The organism is Micromonospora sp. S4605 (assembly GCF_003176715.1).
GTDB classification, from domain to species: Bacteria; Actinomycetota; Actinomycetes; order Mycobacteriales; family Micromonosporaceae; genus Micromonospora; species Micromonospora echinaurantiaca.
The window spans coordinates 25,737-40,374 of the sequence record NZ_QGSW01000131.1; the positions used below are offsets into that span (position 1 = coordinate 25,737).

General features: G+C 75.2%; 15 protein-coding genes. 5 read left to right on the forward strand and 10 right to left on the reverse strand.

Annotation, left to right across the window (positions count from 1 at the left end):
- Positions 1 to 10: 10 nt before the first annotated feature.
- From DLJ47_RS08735 to DLJ47_RS08745, 3 genes are all read right to left on the reverse strand, one after another.
- Positions 11 to 517, reverse strand: coding sequence for a SigE family RNA polymerase sigma factor (locus DLJ47_RS08735; RefSeq protein WP_233257732.1), 507 nt, complete (start codon positions 515 to 517; stop codon positions 11 to 13).
- Positions 518 to 628: 111 nt separating this feature from the next.
- Positions 629 to 1,972, reverse strand: a complete 1,344-nt coding sequence (locus DLJ47_RS08740; RefSeq protein WP_109899553.1) for a class I SAM-dependent methyltransferase — start codon at positions 1,970 to 1,972, stop codon at positions 629 to 631.
- Complete coding sequence (locus DLJ47_RS08745; RefSeq protein WP_109899554.1) at positions 1,969 to 3,369, reverse strand: FAD-binding oxidoreductase; 1,401 nt, start codon at positions 3,367 to 3,369, stop codon at positions 1,969 to 1,971. Before DLJ47_RS08745 ends, DLJ47_RS08740 begins: the two co-directional genes overlap by 4 nt.
- Positions 3,370 to 3,406: 37 nt before the next feature.
- On the opposite strand from DLJ47_RS08745, the gene DLJ47_RS08750 reads away from it, so the two are divergent.
- The 3 genes from DLJ47_RS08750 to DLJ47_RS08760 all read left to right on the forward strand — a co-directional run bounded on the left by DLJ47_RS08750 (position 3,407) and on the right by DLJ47_RS08760 (position 5,125).
- Complete coding sequence (locus DLJ47_RS08750) at positions 3,407 to 3,934, forward strand: aminoacyl-tRNA deacylase (protein ID WP_109899555.1); 528 nt, start codon at positions 3,407 to 3,409, stop codon at positions 3,932 to 3,934.
- A gap of 132 nt (positions 3,935 to 4,066) precedes the next feature.
- Positions 4,067 to 4,351: a DUF427 domain-containing protein gene (locus DLJ47_RS08755; protein WP_109899556.1), complete on the forward strand. Its 285-nt coding sequence runs from the start codon at positions 4,067 to 4,069 to the stop codon at positions 4,349 to 4,351.
- Between the two features lie 66 nt (positions 4,352 to 4,417).
- Positions 4,418 to 5,125, forward strand: a complete 708-nt coding sequence (locus DLJ47_RS08760) for an RICIN domain-containing protein (protein ID WP_109899557.1) — start codon at positions 4,418 to 4,420, stop codon at positions 5,123 to 5,125.
- A gap of 4 nt (positions 5,126 to 5,129) precedes the next feature.
- On the opposite strand, the gene DLJ47_RS08765 is transcribed toward DLJ47_RS08760, so the two are convergent.
- The gene (locus tag DLJ47_RS08765; protein WP_109899558.1) at positions 5,130 to 6,437 is read right to left on the reverse strand and encodes an MFS transporter; all 1,308 of its coding nucleotides are present in this window, start codon (positions 6,435 to 6,437) and stop codon (positions 5,130 to 5,132) included.
- 52 nt (positions 6,438 to 6,489) lie between these two features.
- Here DLJ47_RS08765 and DLJ47_RS08770 point away from each other — a divergent pair, with 52 nt between their 5' ends.
- Complete coding sequence (locus DLJ47_RS08770; RefSeq protein WP_109899559.1) at positions 6,490 to 7,491, forward strand: GlxA family transcriptional regulator; 1,002 nt, start codon at positions 6,490 to 6,492, stop codon at positions 7,489 to 7,491.
- A gap of 100 nt (positions 7,492 to 7,591) precedes the next feature.
- On the opposite strand, the gene DLJ47_RS08775 is transcribed toward DLJ47_RS08770, so the two are convergent.
- Together DLJ47_RS08775 and DLJ47_RS08780 are read right to left on the reverse strand one after the other, a co-directional pair.
- The gene (locus DLJ47_RS08775) at positions 7,592 to 8,056 is read right to left on the reverse strand and encodes a hypothetical protein (protein ID WP_109899560.1); all 465 of its coding nucleotides are present in this window, start codon (positions 8,054 to 8,056) and stop codon (positions 7,592 to 7,594) included.
- 52 nt (positions 8,057 to 8,108) lie between these two features.
- Entirely contained in the window at positions 8,109 to 8,891 is a 783-nt protein-coding gene (locus tag DLJ47_RS08780) for an SDR family NAD(P)-dependent oxidoreductase (RefSeq protein WP_109899561.1), read from the reverse strand.
- Between the two features lie 103 nt (positions 8,892 to 8,994).
- On the opposite strand from DLJ47_RS08780, the gene DLJ47_RS08785 reads away from it, so the two are divergent.
- Positions 8,995 to 9,573 (forward strand): TetR/AcrR family transcriptional regulator, encoded by a 579-nt coding sequence (locus DLJ47_RS08785; protein WP_109899562.1) that lies wholly within the window; start codon positions 8,995 to 8,997, stop codon positions 9,571 to 9,573.
- A 121-nt stretch (positions 9,574 to 9,694) separates the two neighbouring features.
- On the opposite strand, the gene DLJ47_RS08790 is transcribed toward DLJ47_RS08785, so the two are convergent.
- From DLJ47_RS08790 to DLJ47_RS37860, 4 genes are all read right to left on the reverse strand, one after another.
- Positions 9,695 to 11,647, reverse strand: coding sequence for a VWA domain-containing protein (locus DLJ47_RS08790; RefSeq protein WP_109899563.1), 1,953 nt, complete (start codon positions 11,645 to 11,647; stop codon positions 9,695 to 9,697).
- A 2-nt stretch (positions 11,648 to 11,649) separates the two neighbouring features.
- Complete coding sequence (locus tag DLJ47_RS08795; protein ID WP_109899564.1) at positions 11,650 to 13,104, reverse strand: magnesium chelatase; 1,455 nt, start codon at positions 13,102 to 13,104, stop codon at positions 11,650 to 11,652.
- Between the two features lie 64 nt (positions 13,105 to 13,168).
- Entirely contained in the window at positions 13,169 to 14,245 is a 1,077-nt protein-coding gene (locus DLJ47_RS08800; RefSeq protein ID WP_109899565.1) for a hypothetical protein, read from the reverse strand.
- A 77-nt stretch (positions 14,246 to 14,322) separates the two neighbouring features.
- A partial coding sequence (locus DLJ47_RS37860) for a response regulator transcription factor (protein ID WP_446723544.1) occupies positions 14,323 to 14,638 on the reverse strand: 316 nt, incomplete at its 5' end.

Consider the following 14,638-nt stretch of genomic DNA (forward strand, 5'->3'; position numbering starts at 1 on the left):
CCGCTCTCCTTCATACCCGTGCCTCCTCGAGCGCCCAGCCGGCCGTGAGCTCGCGCAGCCGGGCCAGTCCCCGTGAGGCGGAGGACTTGACCGTGCCGACCGAGCAGCCCAGCACCTCGGCGGTCTCCGCTTCGCTGCACTGCTCCCAGTAGCGGAGGACCAGCACGGCCCGCTGCCGCGGCGGCAACAGGGCCAGCGCCTGGGTGAGGGCCTGCCGGACGTGCAGCGCGTCGGTGCCGTCCCCCTGGCTGGGCGGCTCGATCTCGGCCAGCACCTCCGGCCGCCGCCTGCGCAGCCGCCACCGGTCGACCGCGAGGTGGTACAGCGTGCGCCGCAGGTAGCCCTCCTTGTCGCCGTGCACCCGACCCCAGTTGCGCATCAGCCGCTCCAGCGCCGCCTGCACCAGGTCCTCACCGGCGACCCGGCTACCGGTCAACAGCACGGCCGTCGCGAGCAGTGCGCTGCCACGTTCGGCGACGAGGACGTCCAACCCGTCAAAGCGTCTCTTCCGCCCCACCGGCTCTCCTTCCGTCCCCAGCAAGGACGACGGGCGCCGGCCAGAGGTTGACTCGGAACCCGAAACGAGGAGGCCGCGCGATCGCGCGGCCTCCTCGTCAGCGGGTGGTACTCAGGGCAGCCAGTCCGGGCGCAGCGGGTAGCTGTTGGCGCCCTCCGGCCCGTTGCGGGTGGCCAGCACCTGGTGCAGCTGGATGCCGTTGCGCTCGAACGCCAGGCGGGAGCCGGCCATGTAGAGCCCCCAGACCCGGGCCGTGCCCGGCCCCACCTCGCCGACGCAGAAGTCCCACTGCGCCACCAGGTTGCGGCACCAGCCGGCCAGCGTCAGCGCGTAGTGCTGCCGCAGGTTCTCCTCGTGGTGCACCTCCAGCCCCACGTCGTGCAGCTCGCTGATCAGCCGGCCCGGGCCGGCCAGCTCCCCGTCCGGGAAGACGTACCGGTCGATGAACGCGCCCGAGCGGTGCGGAGCGTGGTTGTCCGCGCGGGTGATGCAGTGGTTGAGCAGGCGCCCGTCCGGGCGCAGCCGGTCCCGCAGGAAGCTGAAGTAGGCCGGGTAGTTGCGCACCCCGATGTGCTCGGTCAACCCGATCGAGGAGACGGCGTCGAACTGCTGCGGTGGCACGTCCCGGTAGTCGAGGTGGCGCACCTCGGCCAGCTCGGTCAGCCCCTCCCGCTCGATCGCCGCCTGGGCCCACTGCGCCTGCGCCCGGGACAGCGTCACGCCGAGCGCCTTCACGCCGTACTCGCGGGCCGCGTGCCGGACCATGCCGCCCCAGCCGCACCCCACGTCGAGCAGCCGCATCCCCGGCTTGAGCGCCAGCTTGCCGGCGACCAGGTCGTACTTGGCCGCCTGGGCCTGCTCCAGGGTGTCGTCCGGGCTGCGGAACAGCGCGCAGGTGTACGTCATCGACGGGCCGAGCACCTTCTCGTAGAAGGCGTTCGACACGTCGTAGTGGTGGGAGATCGCGTTGCTGTCCCGGGTACGGGAGTGCCGCAGCCCGTTCACCACCCGCTTCCACCGGGGCTGGGCCTCCTGCGGCGGCGGGGGTGGCGGCAGCAGCCGCTCCCAGCCCAGCCGGCGGACCAGGCTCAGCCCCTCGGCCAGCGGCGGCACCCGCAGGCGCAGCTCGTCCTTGAGCACCCGCAGCGCCTCGTACGGGTCGCCCGGGTGCACCCCCTCCAGCGCCAGGTCGCCGCTGACGTAGGCGCGCGCCATGCCCAGGTCGCCCGGGGCGGTGAGCAGGTAGGACAGCCCCCGCTCGGAGTTGATGGCCAGGGTGATCCCGGCGTCGGTCGGGCCGAACGCGCTGCCGTCGTACGCGGTGATCCGCACCGGCGGCGGGCCGGTGGTGACCGCGCGGATCACGTCGGCCACGGTCAGGCCCCTCAGCCGGCCCCCCGCCGGCGGGGTGGCGGGAGTGCTCGCCGCTCCCTGGTCTCGATCGGTCAGGCTCATTGTCGTGCAACCGCCTTCTCGTACAGTCCGGTCAGCCGGTGATCCGGGTCGTAACGGTCCTTCACCGCGCGCCAGGTCTCGCCCCCGTAGAGCCGGTCGAAGGACGCCCGGTCGTAGTACGCGTCGGAGTAGAGCGACTTGTGCCCGCCCAGCTCCGACACCTCGCGCTCGATCGACCGGTTGACGTCGCCGTCGGCGGCGCCCTCCGCGATCGGCACGCTCCCCCAGAATCCGATGTTGACGTAGTCCTGCCCCGGCCGTAGCGGATACAACGGCCAGGCCCGGGCCGATCCGGGGCCGGTGGGCTCGCGCAGCCGCAGCGGGCAGAGCCAGACCGGGCTCATCCCGACCGCGCGGGCGAACCAGCGCAGGAACTCCGCCGTCCGGTCCAGCGGGATCTCCACGTCCTGCACCACCCGCTCCCGCGCCGGCAGGCCGCGCAGCCGGTCGATCCGCGCGGCCACCCCGTGCCGGTGTTCCAGCCGGACCAGCCGGTGGTAGACGTCGCTGCGCCGCCACCGCGCCGGCCAGATCCGGCGGACCACCGGGTGCTGCACCCCGAAGGCCGCGGAGCACCAGAACCAGTCGGTGTCCCAGCGCCACAGATAGTCGTACGCGGTCAGCGCGTCCCGGGTGCGCCGGCGCAGCGACCGGTAGTAGATGTCCTGGCCGGTGTAGTCGCTGGCCTCGGCCACGTCGTCGGTGAACGTGCCCAGCACCAGGTACGCCTCGCCCGGGCTGAACATCACCCCGTCCATCGCGTCCACCTCGACGCCGCCGAAGGAACGGGTGGCGCTCACCTCGCTGATCGCGTCGACCAGCTCCTCCAGCCGGGTGAACCGCACGTTGCGCAGCGCCACCTGCCGGCGGACCGGCTGCAGTTCGATGCGCAGCCGGGTGGCGTAGCCGAGGCTGCCCAGCGAGTTGGGGAATGCGGCGAACAGGCCCGCGTGCTCGCCCTCGGGCCGGGCGGTGACGATCTCGCCGGCGCCGGTGAGCACGTCCAGTTCGAGCACGGACTCGTGCGGCAGGCCGTTGCGGAACGAGGTGGACTCGATGCCCAGCCCGGTCACCGCGCCGCCGAGGGTGATGGTGCGCAGTTGCGGCACCACCAGCGGCATCAGCCCGTGCGGCAGGGTCGCGTCGACCAGGTCCTCGTACGTGCACATGCCCTGCACGTCGGCGGTGCGGGCGGCCGGATCGACGGCCAGCACCCCGGTCAGGCCGCTGACGTCCAGGCCCGGGACGCGGGGCGCGGATCGCGGTCGGAACAAGTTGGAGGTGCGCTTGGCGAGCCGGACCGGCTCACCGGCGGGCACCGCATCGTAGGAGCGCCGCAGCTGGGCCACCGCACTCTCGTGGTCGACCGGATGATGATCCACACGGACCGCGCACATGAGATCACTTTACGCTCCGAGGCGTCGTCTGCGTGGGATGTCCACGGTGGCCTTTTCGCATCACGGAAGGACCGGGCGGGTTAACGTGGCCGGCGTGCCCTCTCCCGCGTACGCCGCCCTGGACGCCACCGGCCTGCCCTACCGCGTGATCCGGCACGGGCCGGTACGCAGCCTGGCCGAGGCGGCGCAGGCGCGCGGGGTGGCCGTACCTGACGTGGTGAAGACCATCGTCGTCCGGCGCGGCCCGGACGACCACCTCTTCGTGCTCACCCCCGGCGACCGGGTGATCTCCTGGCCGAAGCTGCGCGCGCTGCTCGGGGTCAACCGGCTCTCGCTGCCCGACGCGGCGACGGCGAAGGCGGTGACCGGCTACGAGCGGGGCACCATCACCCCGTTCGGCGCCAGCACCGCCTGGCCGGTGGTCGCGGACGAGCGGCTGCGCGGCCGGCAGATCACCCTCGGCGCGGGCGAGCACGGGGTGGCCGTGGCGGTGGACGCGGACCGGGCCCTCGACCTGCTGGCGGCCACGGTCGCCGACGTCACCGACCCCGAACCGCCCCGCTGAAGCCGGTCCGCCGGTCGCCGCGGGCCGGCCACCGGCCGCCGATCGCGGGCACGGCCGCCGGCATTCGCGGCCACCGGCCGCCGGGTTCTCGCGCACTGGCCGCCGCCGGCCGGCCGGCATAGCGTGGGAGCCATGCCGAAAGCCGTCTGGAACGACCTGGTCGTGGCCGAGAGCGACGACACCGTGCTGGTGGAGGGCAACCACTACTTTCCCCGGGCCGCGCTGCGCGACGACCTGGTCCGCGATTCGCCGACCCACACCTTCTGCCCGTGGAAGGGCACCGCGTCCTACTACACCCTGGAACACGACGGCCGGACCAGCGCCGACGCGGTCTGGTACTACCCGGACCCGAAGCCCGAGGCGGAGATGGTCCGCGACCGGGTGGCCTTCTGGAAGGACGTCCGGGTCGTCGACTGAACGCCCGGGGTCACCCGGGCGGGGGCCGGCTGGCCGCCGGCGGCCGGGGTGGGTCAGGATGCCGGTATGACCGAAGAGCGCAACGACCCGGCCGGCACGGTCTACGGCGGCCGGCGCGCGTCGCGCCCGCGGTTGCCCCAGGACCCGCTGATGCGGACGGCGGCCGGCGTCGGGCTGGCCGGCGTCCTGCTCGGGGTCTTCTTCGCCACCGGCGTGCTCGGCGGCGGCGACAGCGAGCCGGTGGTGCCGGCGTCGGCCGGCACGCCGTCGACGGCGCCGGAGAGCACCCCGGCGGCGAGCGAGCCGGCGGCCAGCAGCCCGGCCGCGCCGACGGCCGCCCCCACCACCCCGGCGGCGCCGGCGGCCGGCCCGCGGGTGTTCCGGGCTGCGGCCTCCGGGCTCTGCCTCGGCCTGGACGGCACCGGCGAGCGGGCACCGGCCCAGCTCGCCGTCTGCACGGGCGGGCCGGAGCAGCAGTGGGTGGTCAACCCGGCCGGCCCGGACGTGGTGACGCTGACCAACGCCGCCACCGGGCAGTGCCTCGACGTCGAGGGCGCCAGCACCGACGACGGCACGAAGCTGCTCCAGTTCCCCTGCCACGGCCAGGCCAACCAGCAGTGGCGGCTGACCCCGACCGGCACCGGCCCGGTGCTGCTGGTCGCCGTGCACAGCGGCCGGTGCGGGCAGGTGGACGACGGCGGCACCGAGGTCGGCGACGACGTCGAACAGGCCGCCTGCACCGGCGCGGTCGAGCAGCAGTGGACAGTGGCCTGACCGGTCAGCCCCGGTAGCTCCACGCCCGTCGGACGGGCACCGCGGCGGGCACGGCCGGCGGCTCGACGGGGACGCCCCGGCGGCGCCGCAGCAGCAGCGACAGCCCGGCCGCGCCGATCGACAGCGCCCCGGCGGCGTACCAGGCCGGCGCGTAGTCACCGAGCTGGTCGCGGACCAGCCCGGCGCCGGTCGCGGCGAGCGCGGCACCCACCTGGTGCGCGGCGAACACCCAGCCGAAGACGACCGCCGCGGAGGCCCCGAAGTACTCCCGGCACAGCGCCACCGTCGGCGGCACCGTGGCCACCCAGTCGAGCCCGTAGAAGACGATGAACACCAGCATGCTCGGTTCGGCGGTGGCCGCGAAGAGCCCGGGCAGCACCAGCAGCGACGCGCCGCGCAGCGCGTAGTAGGCGCCGAGCAGCAGCCGGCTGTCCACCCGGTCGGTCAGCCAGCCGGAGGCGATGGTGCCGACGATGTCGAAGAGCCCGACCAGCGCCAGCAGCCCGGCCGCCGTGGTCTGCGGCATGCCGTGGTCGTGCGCGGCCGGCACGAAGTGGGTGCCGACCAGCCCGTTCGTGGTCGCGCCGCAGATCGCGAAGCCGCCGGCCAGCAGCCAGAACGGCCGGGTCCGGGCGGCCTGGGCCAGCGCGCCGAGGGCCCGCGCGGCGGCCCCGCCGGCCACCGGCGGCGGGGGCGTGACCTCGGTCGCGCCGTAGGCCGGCAGCCCCAGGTCCGCCGGGTGCTCGCGCAGCAGCCACACCACCAGCGGTACGACCGCCAGCGCCGCCCCGGCGACGACGAGCGCCGCCGACCGCCACCCGTACCTGTCGACGAGCACGGCGACCAGCGGGAGGAAGACGAGTTGGCCGGTCGCGCCGCCGGCGGTGAGCACCCCGGTGACCAGCCCTCGGCGGTGGACGAACCAGCGTCCGGTGACGGTCGCCACGAAGGCCAGCGCCATCGACCCGGTACCCAACCCGACCAGCACGCCCCAGCAGAGGATGAGCTGCCAGCTCGCGGTCATGAAGACGGTCAGCCCGCTGCCCGCCGCGACCAGCAGCAGCGCGCTGGCGACCACCCGCCGGATACCGAACCGGTCCATCAGGGCGGCGGCGAACGGCGCGGTGAGGCCATAGAGCAGCAGGTTGACCGAGACCGCGGCGGAGATGGTGGCCAGCGGCCAGCGGAACTCGGCGTGCAGCGGGTGCAGCAGCACCGACGGGGCGGCGCGGAAGCCGGCCGCGCCGACAAGCGCGACAAAGGCGACAGCGGCGACGGTCCAGGCCGGATGCAGGCGACGGGATCGGGTCACATGTCGAGTCTCGGGATCCGCGCCCGGCACGACGAGTGGCCGGAAAGCCATCATGCGCAATAATCGGGCCATGACCCTTCGCCGGCACCGGATCGCGGTGCTCGCCCTCGACCACGTCGTCGGCCTCGACCTCGGCACCCCCGCCCAGGTCTTCGGCACCGCCCGCGACGCCGACCTGACGCCGCTCTACACCGTCGAGGTCTGCAGCCCGGGTGCCCGGCCGATCCGCAGCAGCGGCGGCTACCAGGTGCTGCCCGACCACGGGCTGGAACTGCTCGCCACCGCCGACACGGTGGTCGTCCCGGGGATCCACGGCGGGACACCGTTGACCGACGGCACCCTCGACGCGGAGGTGGCCGAGGCGCTGCGCGCGGCGTACCGGCGGGGCGCCCGGGTCATGTCGATCTGCACGGGCGCCTTCGTGCTGGCCGCCGCCGGCCTACTGGACGGCCGGCGGGCCACCACCCACTGGGGGTACGCCGAGCGGTTCCGCCGGCTGCACCCGGCGGTGGACCTCGACCCGGACGTGCTCTTCATCCACGACGACCGGCTGCTCACCTCGGCCGGGGTGGCCGCCGGGCTCGACCTGTGCCTGCACGTGATCCGCACCGACCACGGCAGCGAGGTGGCCAACCGGGCGGCCCGGCGCTGCGTGGTGCCCCCGTGGCGGGACGGCGGCCAGGCCCAGTACATCGAGCGGCCGGTGCCCCGGGGCGCCGACGCCAGCACCGCCGCCGCCCGGGAGTGGGCCCGGCAGCGGCTGCACGAGCCGGTGACCCTGCGCGACCTGGCCGAGCAGGCCCGGATGAGCGTGCGCACCTTCACCCGTCGCTTCCGCTCGGAGACCGGCCTCAGCCCGGCCCAGTGGCTGCTCCAGCAGCGCACCGACCACGCCCGGCTGCTGCTGGAGACCACCGACCTCACCGTCGACCAGGTGGCCCGCCGCTGCGGCTTCGGCACCGCCGCGGCCCTGCGCCAGCAGTTGCACCTGCGGATCGGGGTGGCGCCGTCGGCGTACCGTCGCGCCTTCCGCCGCCAACCCGAGCCGGCCTGACCGCCGCCCTACCGGCCTGAAGAGCCGGCCGTCACCCCACCCCGGCGGCCGGACGACTCAGCGTCGCCGCCACCACCCCCGCCCGGGGCACCGCCTCGCGTCAGCCGGCGCGGAGCATGCGCAGTTGTGCTAGGTGCTTGGGCAGGTGCACCCGGGTGTGCAGGTCGAGGGTGCGACCCCAGGGCAGCGGCTCGTCCACGTTGAGGTCGTAGCCCTCGCGCAGATGGGTGTCGACGGGGGTCTGGGCGGCCGGGCCGAGCCGCTCGATGAGCGCGCAGAGCTTCTGGCTGGTGGCGCGCAGCAGGGTGGCCAGGGCGTCCAGCCCGCCGCACTCGGCGACCAGCGCGTCGACCTGCGGGCGGTGGATCGTCTCCAGGTCGTAGTAGGCGAACGGCGCGCCGGCCAGCACCGCCTCGGTCGCCTCGACCATCAGCTCGTCGTTGGCGGCCAGGTGGGCGACGATCTGCTCGGCGCTGAGCTGCCCCTGCGGCGGCGGCCCGAACCCGCCCGCGTCGACCTCCGCGAGCAGGTCCGCGTACGCCCGCCGGAGCCTGTCGACCTCCATCCGCCCAGGCTAATCCGATCGGGGCGGCGGCGGGCCGGACTCGGTGCGTCGGTCAGGCCGCCAGCACCCCCCGGGTGACCGTGCGGCTGATCAGGGCGAGGAGTTTGCGCGGGCGGCGCGGCTGCAGGTGCGCGAAGGCGAAGTTGCTCCGACCCGGCACGACGTACCCCTGGTTGCGCTCCAACGCCCGCAGCGCCCTGGCCACCACCCGCTGCGGCGTCTCCACCCGCCCGCCGATGGCGGCCTTGCGGGTGCCGATGGTGGCGAAGAACTCGGTCTCGACCGGGCCGGGGCACAGCGCCAGCACCCGGATGCCGCGGTCGCGGTACTCGCTCCACAGGGCGAGGCTGAAGTTGAGCACGAACGCCTTGGCCGCGCTGTAGACGGCGAAGTACGCCGCGGGCTGGAAGGCGGCGGTCGAGGCGACGTTGAGCACCGCGCCCCGGCCCCGGGCCAGCATGGGTGGCACCAGCGCGTGGGTCAGGTCCGTCAGCGCCACCACGTTGACCATGAGCTGGTTGTGGTCGCGGGCGCCGGGGATCTCCTCGAACCGGCCGCAGGTGCCGAAGCCGGCGTTGTTGACCAGCAGGTCCACCGCCAGGTCGCGGGCCCGAAGTTCAGCCGTCACCCGCTCGGTGGCGTCGGGCGCGGCGAGGTCCTGCCCGATCACCTCGACCCGTACGCCGTGCGCCTGCCGCAGCGTCGCGGCCAGTGCCTCCATCCGGTCGACCGACCGGGCGACCAGGGCCAGGTCGTGCCCGCGGGCGGCGAGCTGCCGGGCGAACTCGGCACCGATCCCGGAGGACGCGCCGGTGATGAGAGCAACATCAGTCATGCGTCTCACCGTAGCGGTTAGAGGCAGTATCTGCAACAGCGTGTCGCAGTTATCGGGAGAACGGATACCTGGCGTATTGTTTGGCGGGTAGGAGGGAGACGACGTGGTCGAGGGTCAGCGACGGCTGCGGGCCGACGCCGAGCGGAGCATCCGCACCATCACCGAGGCGGCGGAGCGGGTGCTGGCCGCAAACCCGGCCGCCACCATCGAGCAGATCGCCGAGGCGGCCGGGGTCGCCCGCACCACCGTGCACCGGCGGTTCGCCAGCCGGGAGGCCCTGATCACCAGCATGACCCGGGCCGCCTGGGAGCAGATCGGCGCCGCCGTCGCCGCGGCCCGGCCAGCCACCGCGCCCCCGCTGGTCGCCCTGCACCAGGCGACCGCCACCATCCTGGAGATCAAGTCCCGCTGGCGGTTCGCGCTGGACCAGCCCACCGACGACCCCGCGACCGTCCGGAGCCAGCAGGAGGTCTTCGCCGGCTGCGACCTGGTGCTGCGGCGGGCGCAGCAGGAGGGCCTGATCCGCCCGGACGCCGACCTCACCTGGACGCGTCAGGTCTACCTCGCCCTGATCAACGAGACCATGCACGGCACCCCGGCACCGGCGGGCGACCCGGACGCGCTCGCCACCCGCATCCTGGACACCCTCCTGCACGGCGTCGCCCCGACGTCGCGGCCCTGACCACCGCGGCGGCTCCGGTCCCACAGACGGGGCAGCTCGACAGCGTCCAACTGCCGGCCCCCGCGCACGACGTCGCCGCCGCCGGGCACGCAGCCCAACGGCCGGTCCAGGGCGACCCGGGTCAGCGGCGACCGTGGCGGGCGCGCAGGTAGTCGGAGACGACGTACTCGCCCAGGTCGTCCAGGTCGGGGGTGAACATCCGGCCACGGCTGCGACGGGCCACCGCGTCGACGAAGCGGCGCAGTCCCTCGTCCTCGCCGAGCATGAACAGGTTGAGCGTGGCACCGTAACGGGTGAGCCGGTCCACCTCGCGGATCGTCGCCTCGATGGTCTCCGGCAGCGGCGGCCAGTGGAACAGCGCCTCCCCGTCGTCCGGGTCCAGGTGCGCGGTCGGCTCCCCGTCGGTGACCACCAGCACCACCGGCTCGGCGTCCGGGTGCCGGCGCAGGTGCCGGCCGGCCAGCCGCAGCGCGTGCTGGAGGTTGGTGCCCTGTTCCATGTCCGGCTCGACGGCGGCCAGCTCGTGCTGGCTCAGCGGCAGCGCCTGCCGGCCGAACCCGATGATCTGGAGCGCGTCCTGCGGGAACCGGGTCGCCATCAGGTGCGCCAGGGCCAGCGCGGTCTGCTTCATCGGCCCCCAGCGCCCCTGCGAGATCATCGAGTAGGACAGGTCGACGCAGAGCGCCACCGCCGCCGAGGCCCGCCGCTCGGTCTCCACCACCTCGAAGTCCTCGACGGCCAGCTGCACCGGCACGCCCGGTCGGGCCCGGCGGACCGCCCGGGTCAGCGTCCGCACCACGTCCAGCGGCTGCTCGTCGCCGTACTCCCAGGGCCGGGAGCCGCCGCTGACCTCGCCGGCGGCGCCCGCCGAGCGCAGGTCGTGCTGGCCCCGCGGCCCGGCGGTCAGGTCGGCGAAGACCCGCCGCAGCGCGGTGCCGCCGAGCCGGCGCAGCGCCTTCGGGCTCAGGGTCAGCCCGTCCGCGTCCCGGCTCACCCAGCCCTGCCGGCGCAGCTCCTGCTCCAGCTCCCGCAACCGGCGTACGTCGTCGGCCGCGTCCCGGCCCAGCGTCCGGGCCACCGCGTCGACGTCGACGTCGTCCAGGGTCGCCCCCGGGTAGTCCTGGTCCAGGGCGTCCAGCAGCTCGTCCAGCTCGGCGATCTCGCCGAGCGCGCCGGCCGCCTCGCCGTAGCCCAGCGGTCGATCGCCGCGGACTCGCTCGCCGCGCCCCCAGGCCAGGTCGGGGCGGAGCGCGCGCAGGTTGGCGTCCAGCGCGGACAGTTCCCCGGCCAGCCGGTCGCCGAGCGACTGCCGCATCAGCCCGGCCAGCTCCTCGCGCTGCCGGTCCGACAGCGACCGCATCAGCCGCTCACCGGCCGCCGCCCGCCGGGCCAGCACGTCGACCAGCTCGTCGACGTCCTTCGGTTGCTCCGGGAAGAACTCGCCGTGCCGGCGCATGAACTCGGCGAACGCGTCGGTGGTGTCCTCCGCGCGGGCGTGCCGGGCCAGCAGGTCGTTGAGGTCGCGCATCATCTCGGCCAGCCGCTGCTGGGCGGCCGGGTCGGCGGACGCCCGCACCGCGTCGCGCAGCCCGGCGAACCGCTGGCCCAGCACGTCGTCGCGGAGCCCGTCGAGGATCTGCTGGTACGACCGGCGGGCCTCGTCGCTGGCCCAGTCGTAGCCGGCCAGCTCCTCCACCGCCCGGGCGGTGGAGCGGGGCAGGTTGTCCAGCACCGCCTCGGCGAACCGGGCGCCGTCGTCGTCCCGGCCGCGCAGCTCGTCCCGCTCGGCGGCGAGCGCCTGGTCGAGCAGCGCCCGGGACCGGGTCACCGCCCCGTCCAGGTCGCCCCGGCGCAGCGCCTCGCGGCGCAGCCGCCGGGCCCGCGCGGCCAGGTCATCCAGGCCGCCCCGGCCCTGCGGGCCCCGGCGCAGCAGGTCGCGCAGCGCCTCCCGCAGGCTGCCGCCGGCCAGCACCTCCGCGCCGACCGCGTCGACCGCCGCGCGCACGTCGTACGGGGGCGCCAGCGGGTCCGGGCCGCCGCGCCACTGCCCGTACCGGAACCGGTTGCCGGCCACGGTCAGCCCCGGCCGCCGTAGCGGGTGCGGCCGGAGTCGGTGACGTCCTTGCCGAGCCGCCGGGTCAGGTGCAATCCCTCCAGCACGAACTCGACGCCGGCGGCGGCCTCCTCCGGGGTGGGCGCGTCGCCCATGCCGAGCCGGTCCAGCGCCTTGGCCAGCCCCGGCACGGTGCCCACCTGACGCAGCAACTCGGCCGAGCTGACCAGCTCACCGGTCTCGATCACGGTGCCCTCGGCGACCAGCCCGGTGAACCCGGACAGGTCCAGCCCGCCCAGCCGGGCCCGGAACGTCTCGGCGGTGGCGGTCCGCAGCAGGTGGCCGAGGATCTCCACCTCCCGCCCCTCCTCGCCGCTCTCGAACTCGACCTTGCCGCGCAGCGTCGAGGTCACCGACACCGCGTCGCCGACCCGGGCCACCGGCGCTTCGGGGCGTACCTGATCGGGGGTGTCGGCGGCGGCCAGCAGGCCGGCGCGGCGCAGCGCGGCCGCGGCGACCGTCTCGGCGGCGGCGATGGCGAACCGGGCGGAAACCCCGGAGCGCGGGTCCACCGACGGCGACTCGCGCACCGCCCGGGCGAACCGGGCGAGCACCTCCAGCACGTGCTCCGGCACCTCGGCGACCAGGTCGGCCTCCTGCCGGATCAGGGCCAGCTCCAGCTCCAGGTCGACCGGGTAGTGGGTACGGACCTCGGCGCCGAACCGGTCCTTGAGCGGGGTGATGATCCGGCCCCGGTTGGTGTAGTCCTCCGGGTTGGCGCTGGCCACCAGGAACAGGTCCAGCGGCAGCCGGAGCTGGTAGCCACGGACCTGGATGTCCCGCTCCTCTAGCACGTTGAGCAGCGCCACCTGGATCCGCTCGGCCAGGTCGGGCAGTTCGTTGACCGCGAAGATGCCCCGGTTGGTGCGCGGCACCAGGCCGAAGTGGATGGTCTCCGGGTCGCCGAGGCTGCGCCCCTGCGCCAGCCGGACCGGGTCCACGTCGCCGATCAGGTCGCCGACGCTGGTGTCCGGGGTGGCCAGCTTCTCGCCGTAGCGCATCGAGCGGTGCAGCCAGCCGACCGGCAGGTCGTCGCCGGCCTCGGCGACCAGCGCCCAGGAGGCCGGGGTGATCGGGTGCAGCGGGTGCTCGTTGAGCGCCGAGCCGGCGATCACCGGGGTCCACTCGTCGAGCAGGCCCACCAGCGAGCGGATCAGCCGGGTCTTGCCCTGGCCACGCTCGCCGAGCAGCACCATGTCGTGCCCGGCGAGCAGGGCCCGCTCGACCTCGGGCAGCACGGTGTCGTCGTAGCCGACGATGCCCGGGAAGCGGTCGGCGCCGGCCCGCATCCGGGCCAGGAGGTTGTCGCGGAGTTCCTGCTTGACGGTGCGGTAGCGGTGGCCGGCCGCGCGCAGCGCGCCGAGCGTGCCGGGCAGGTCGGCCGGTGGGGCCGGGATTACCGGGTTGGGCGCAGTCACCCGCCCACGCTAGCTCGGGCCGGGCGGGGGTGCCCGCTCGTTGCCGGGTACCCCCGCTCCTCCCTCAGCCCTGCCCGCAGCGCGGGCAGCCGGACCGGCGGCGCAGGTGGTACGCGTAGGCGGCCGCGCCGAGCGCCGGCCCCCACGCCGGCCAGAGCAGCATCGGCGCGCTGGCCAGGCTGAATTCGTCGCCGGTCAGCGCCCAGAAGTCCGGGTTGGCGACCAGGCCCAGGGTGGCGGCGGTGACCGCGACCGCGACCAGGGTGGCCGGCACCACGGCCAGCTTCACCGGCACCGGGCGACCGCCCAGCACGGGCACCCAGCCGGGGAACCGCTCGCCCCAGCGCTGGACCAGTCCGAGGGTGAGCACCGCGCCGACGGTGGCGAACGCGCCCAGCCCGAACCCGGCCCAGACCATGCCGTTGCCCTGCATCTCGGTGAGGAACTGGCGGGAGATGCCGAGCGGGATGCCGGCCGCCCAGGCGAACCGGGTCAGCGCGTAGGCGAAGGGGATCGCGGCGGCGATCCCGGCGGCCCACCGGCCCCAACGGGCGGCGGCGGTCGGAGTGGTCCAGTCCCGGCCGGCGCCGCCCCGGCCGCAGCCCACGCAGGCGCCGGCGGTCCGCCGCTGCCAGGCGAGCACCGCGCCGGCCAGCAGCAACCCGCCGACGACGGCGGCGAACCGGACGGCCAGCGACCAGGTGAAGATGTCCGCGTAGTCCACCGGCGGCCAGCCGAACGGCGCCCCGAGGATCAGCATCGGCGCGTACCCGAGCATGATCAGCACCTGGGCGTCGGGCACCACCACGGCCAGCAGCGCGGCGACGGCCCAGGCGTAGCCGGCGAGCAGCGTGCGCAGCGGCCGGGACGCCCGGGCGGTGGGCCCGGTCATGGCCAGCGCGGCGACCGCCCCGCCGAGCAGCAGCGCGGCGAACAGCGGCGGCCCGACGTCGGCCGGGACCAGCCGGAGCAGGCTGGTGCCGGTGTCCGGGTCGTCCGGGCCGAACGGGTAGCCGGCCCCGGTGACGGTGGCGACCAGGGCGAGCAGGCCCCAGAGGCCGAGCCAGCCGGCGGCCAGCGGGGCGAGGCGGTCCGGCCAGCGGGAGGCGGTTCGGTGGCGGGAATCGGTGATCGTCGTCATGATTCCAGCCTCGGCCGGCGGCCCCCGCGAACCCTCCCGTACGGCGGTGAACCCGCTCCCCCGGCGGGGGGAGCCGGTCAGCCGGCGGGCGTGACGAACCCCGACTCGTACGCGGCGATCACCGCCTGGGTGCGGTCGCGCACCCCGAGCTTGGTCAGCACGTTGCCGACGTGGGTCTTCACCGTCTCCACCCCGACCACCAGGTGCGCGGCGATCTCCGGATTGGACCGGCCGGTCGCCATCAGCCGGAGCACCTCGGCCTCCCGGTCGGTGAGCCGGGCCGCCGCCGCAGCGTACGCTCGCCGACCTGGACCGGCTGGTCGCGGACACCCGGGCGGCCGGGCTGGCGGTCGACGCGCGGTGCGCCGGGGATCCGGCCGACCTGCCGGCGGT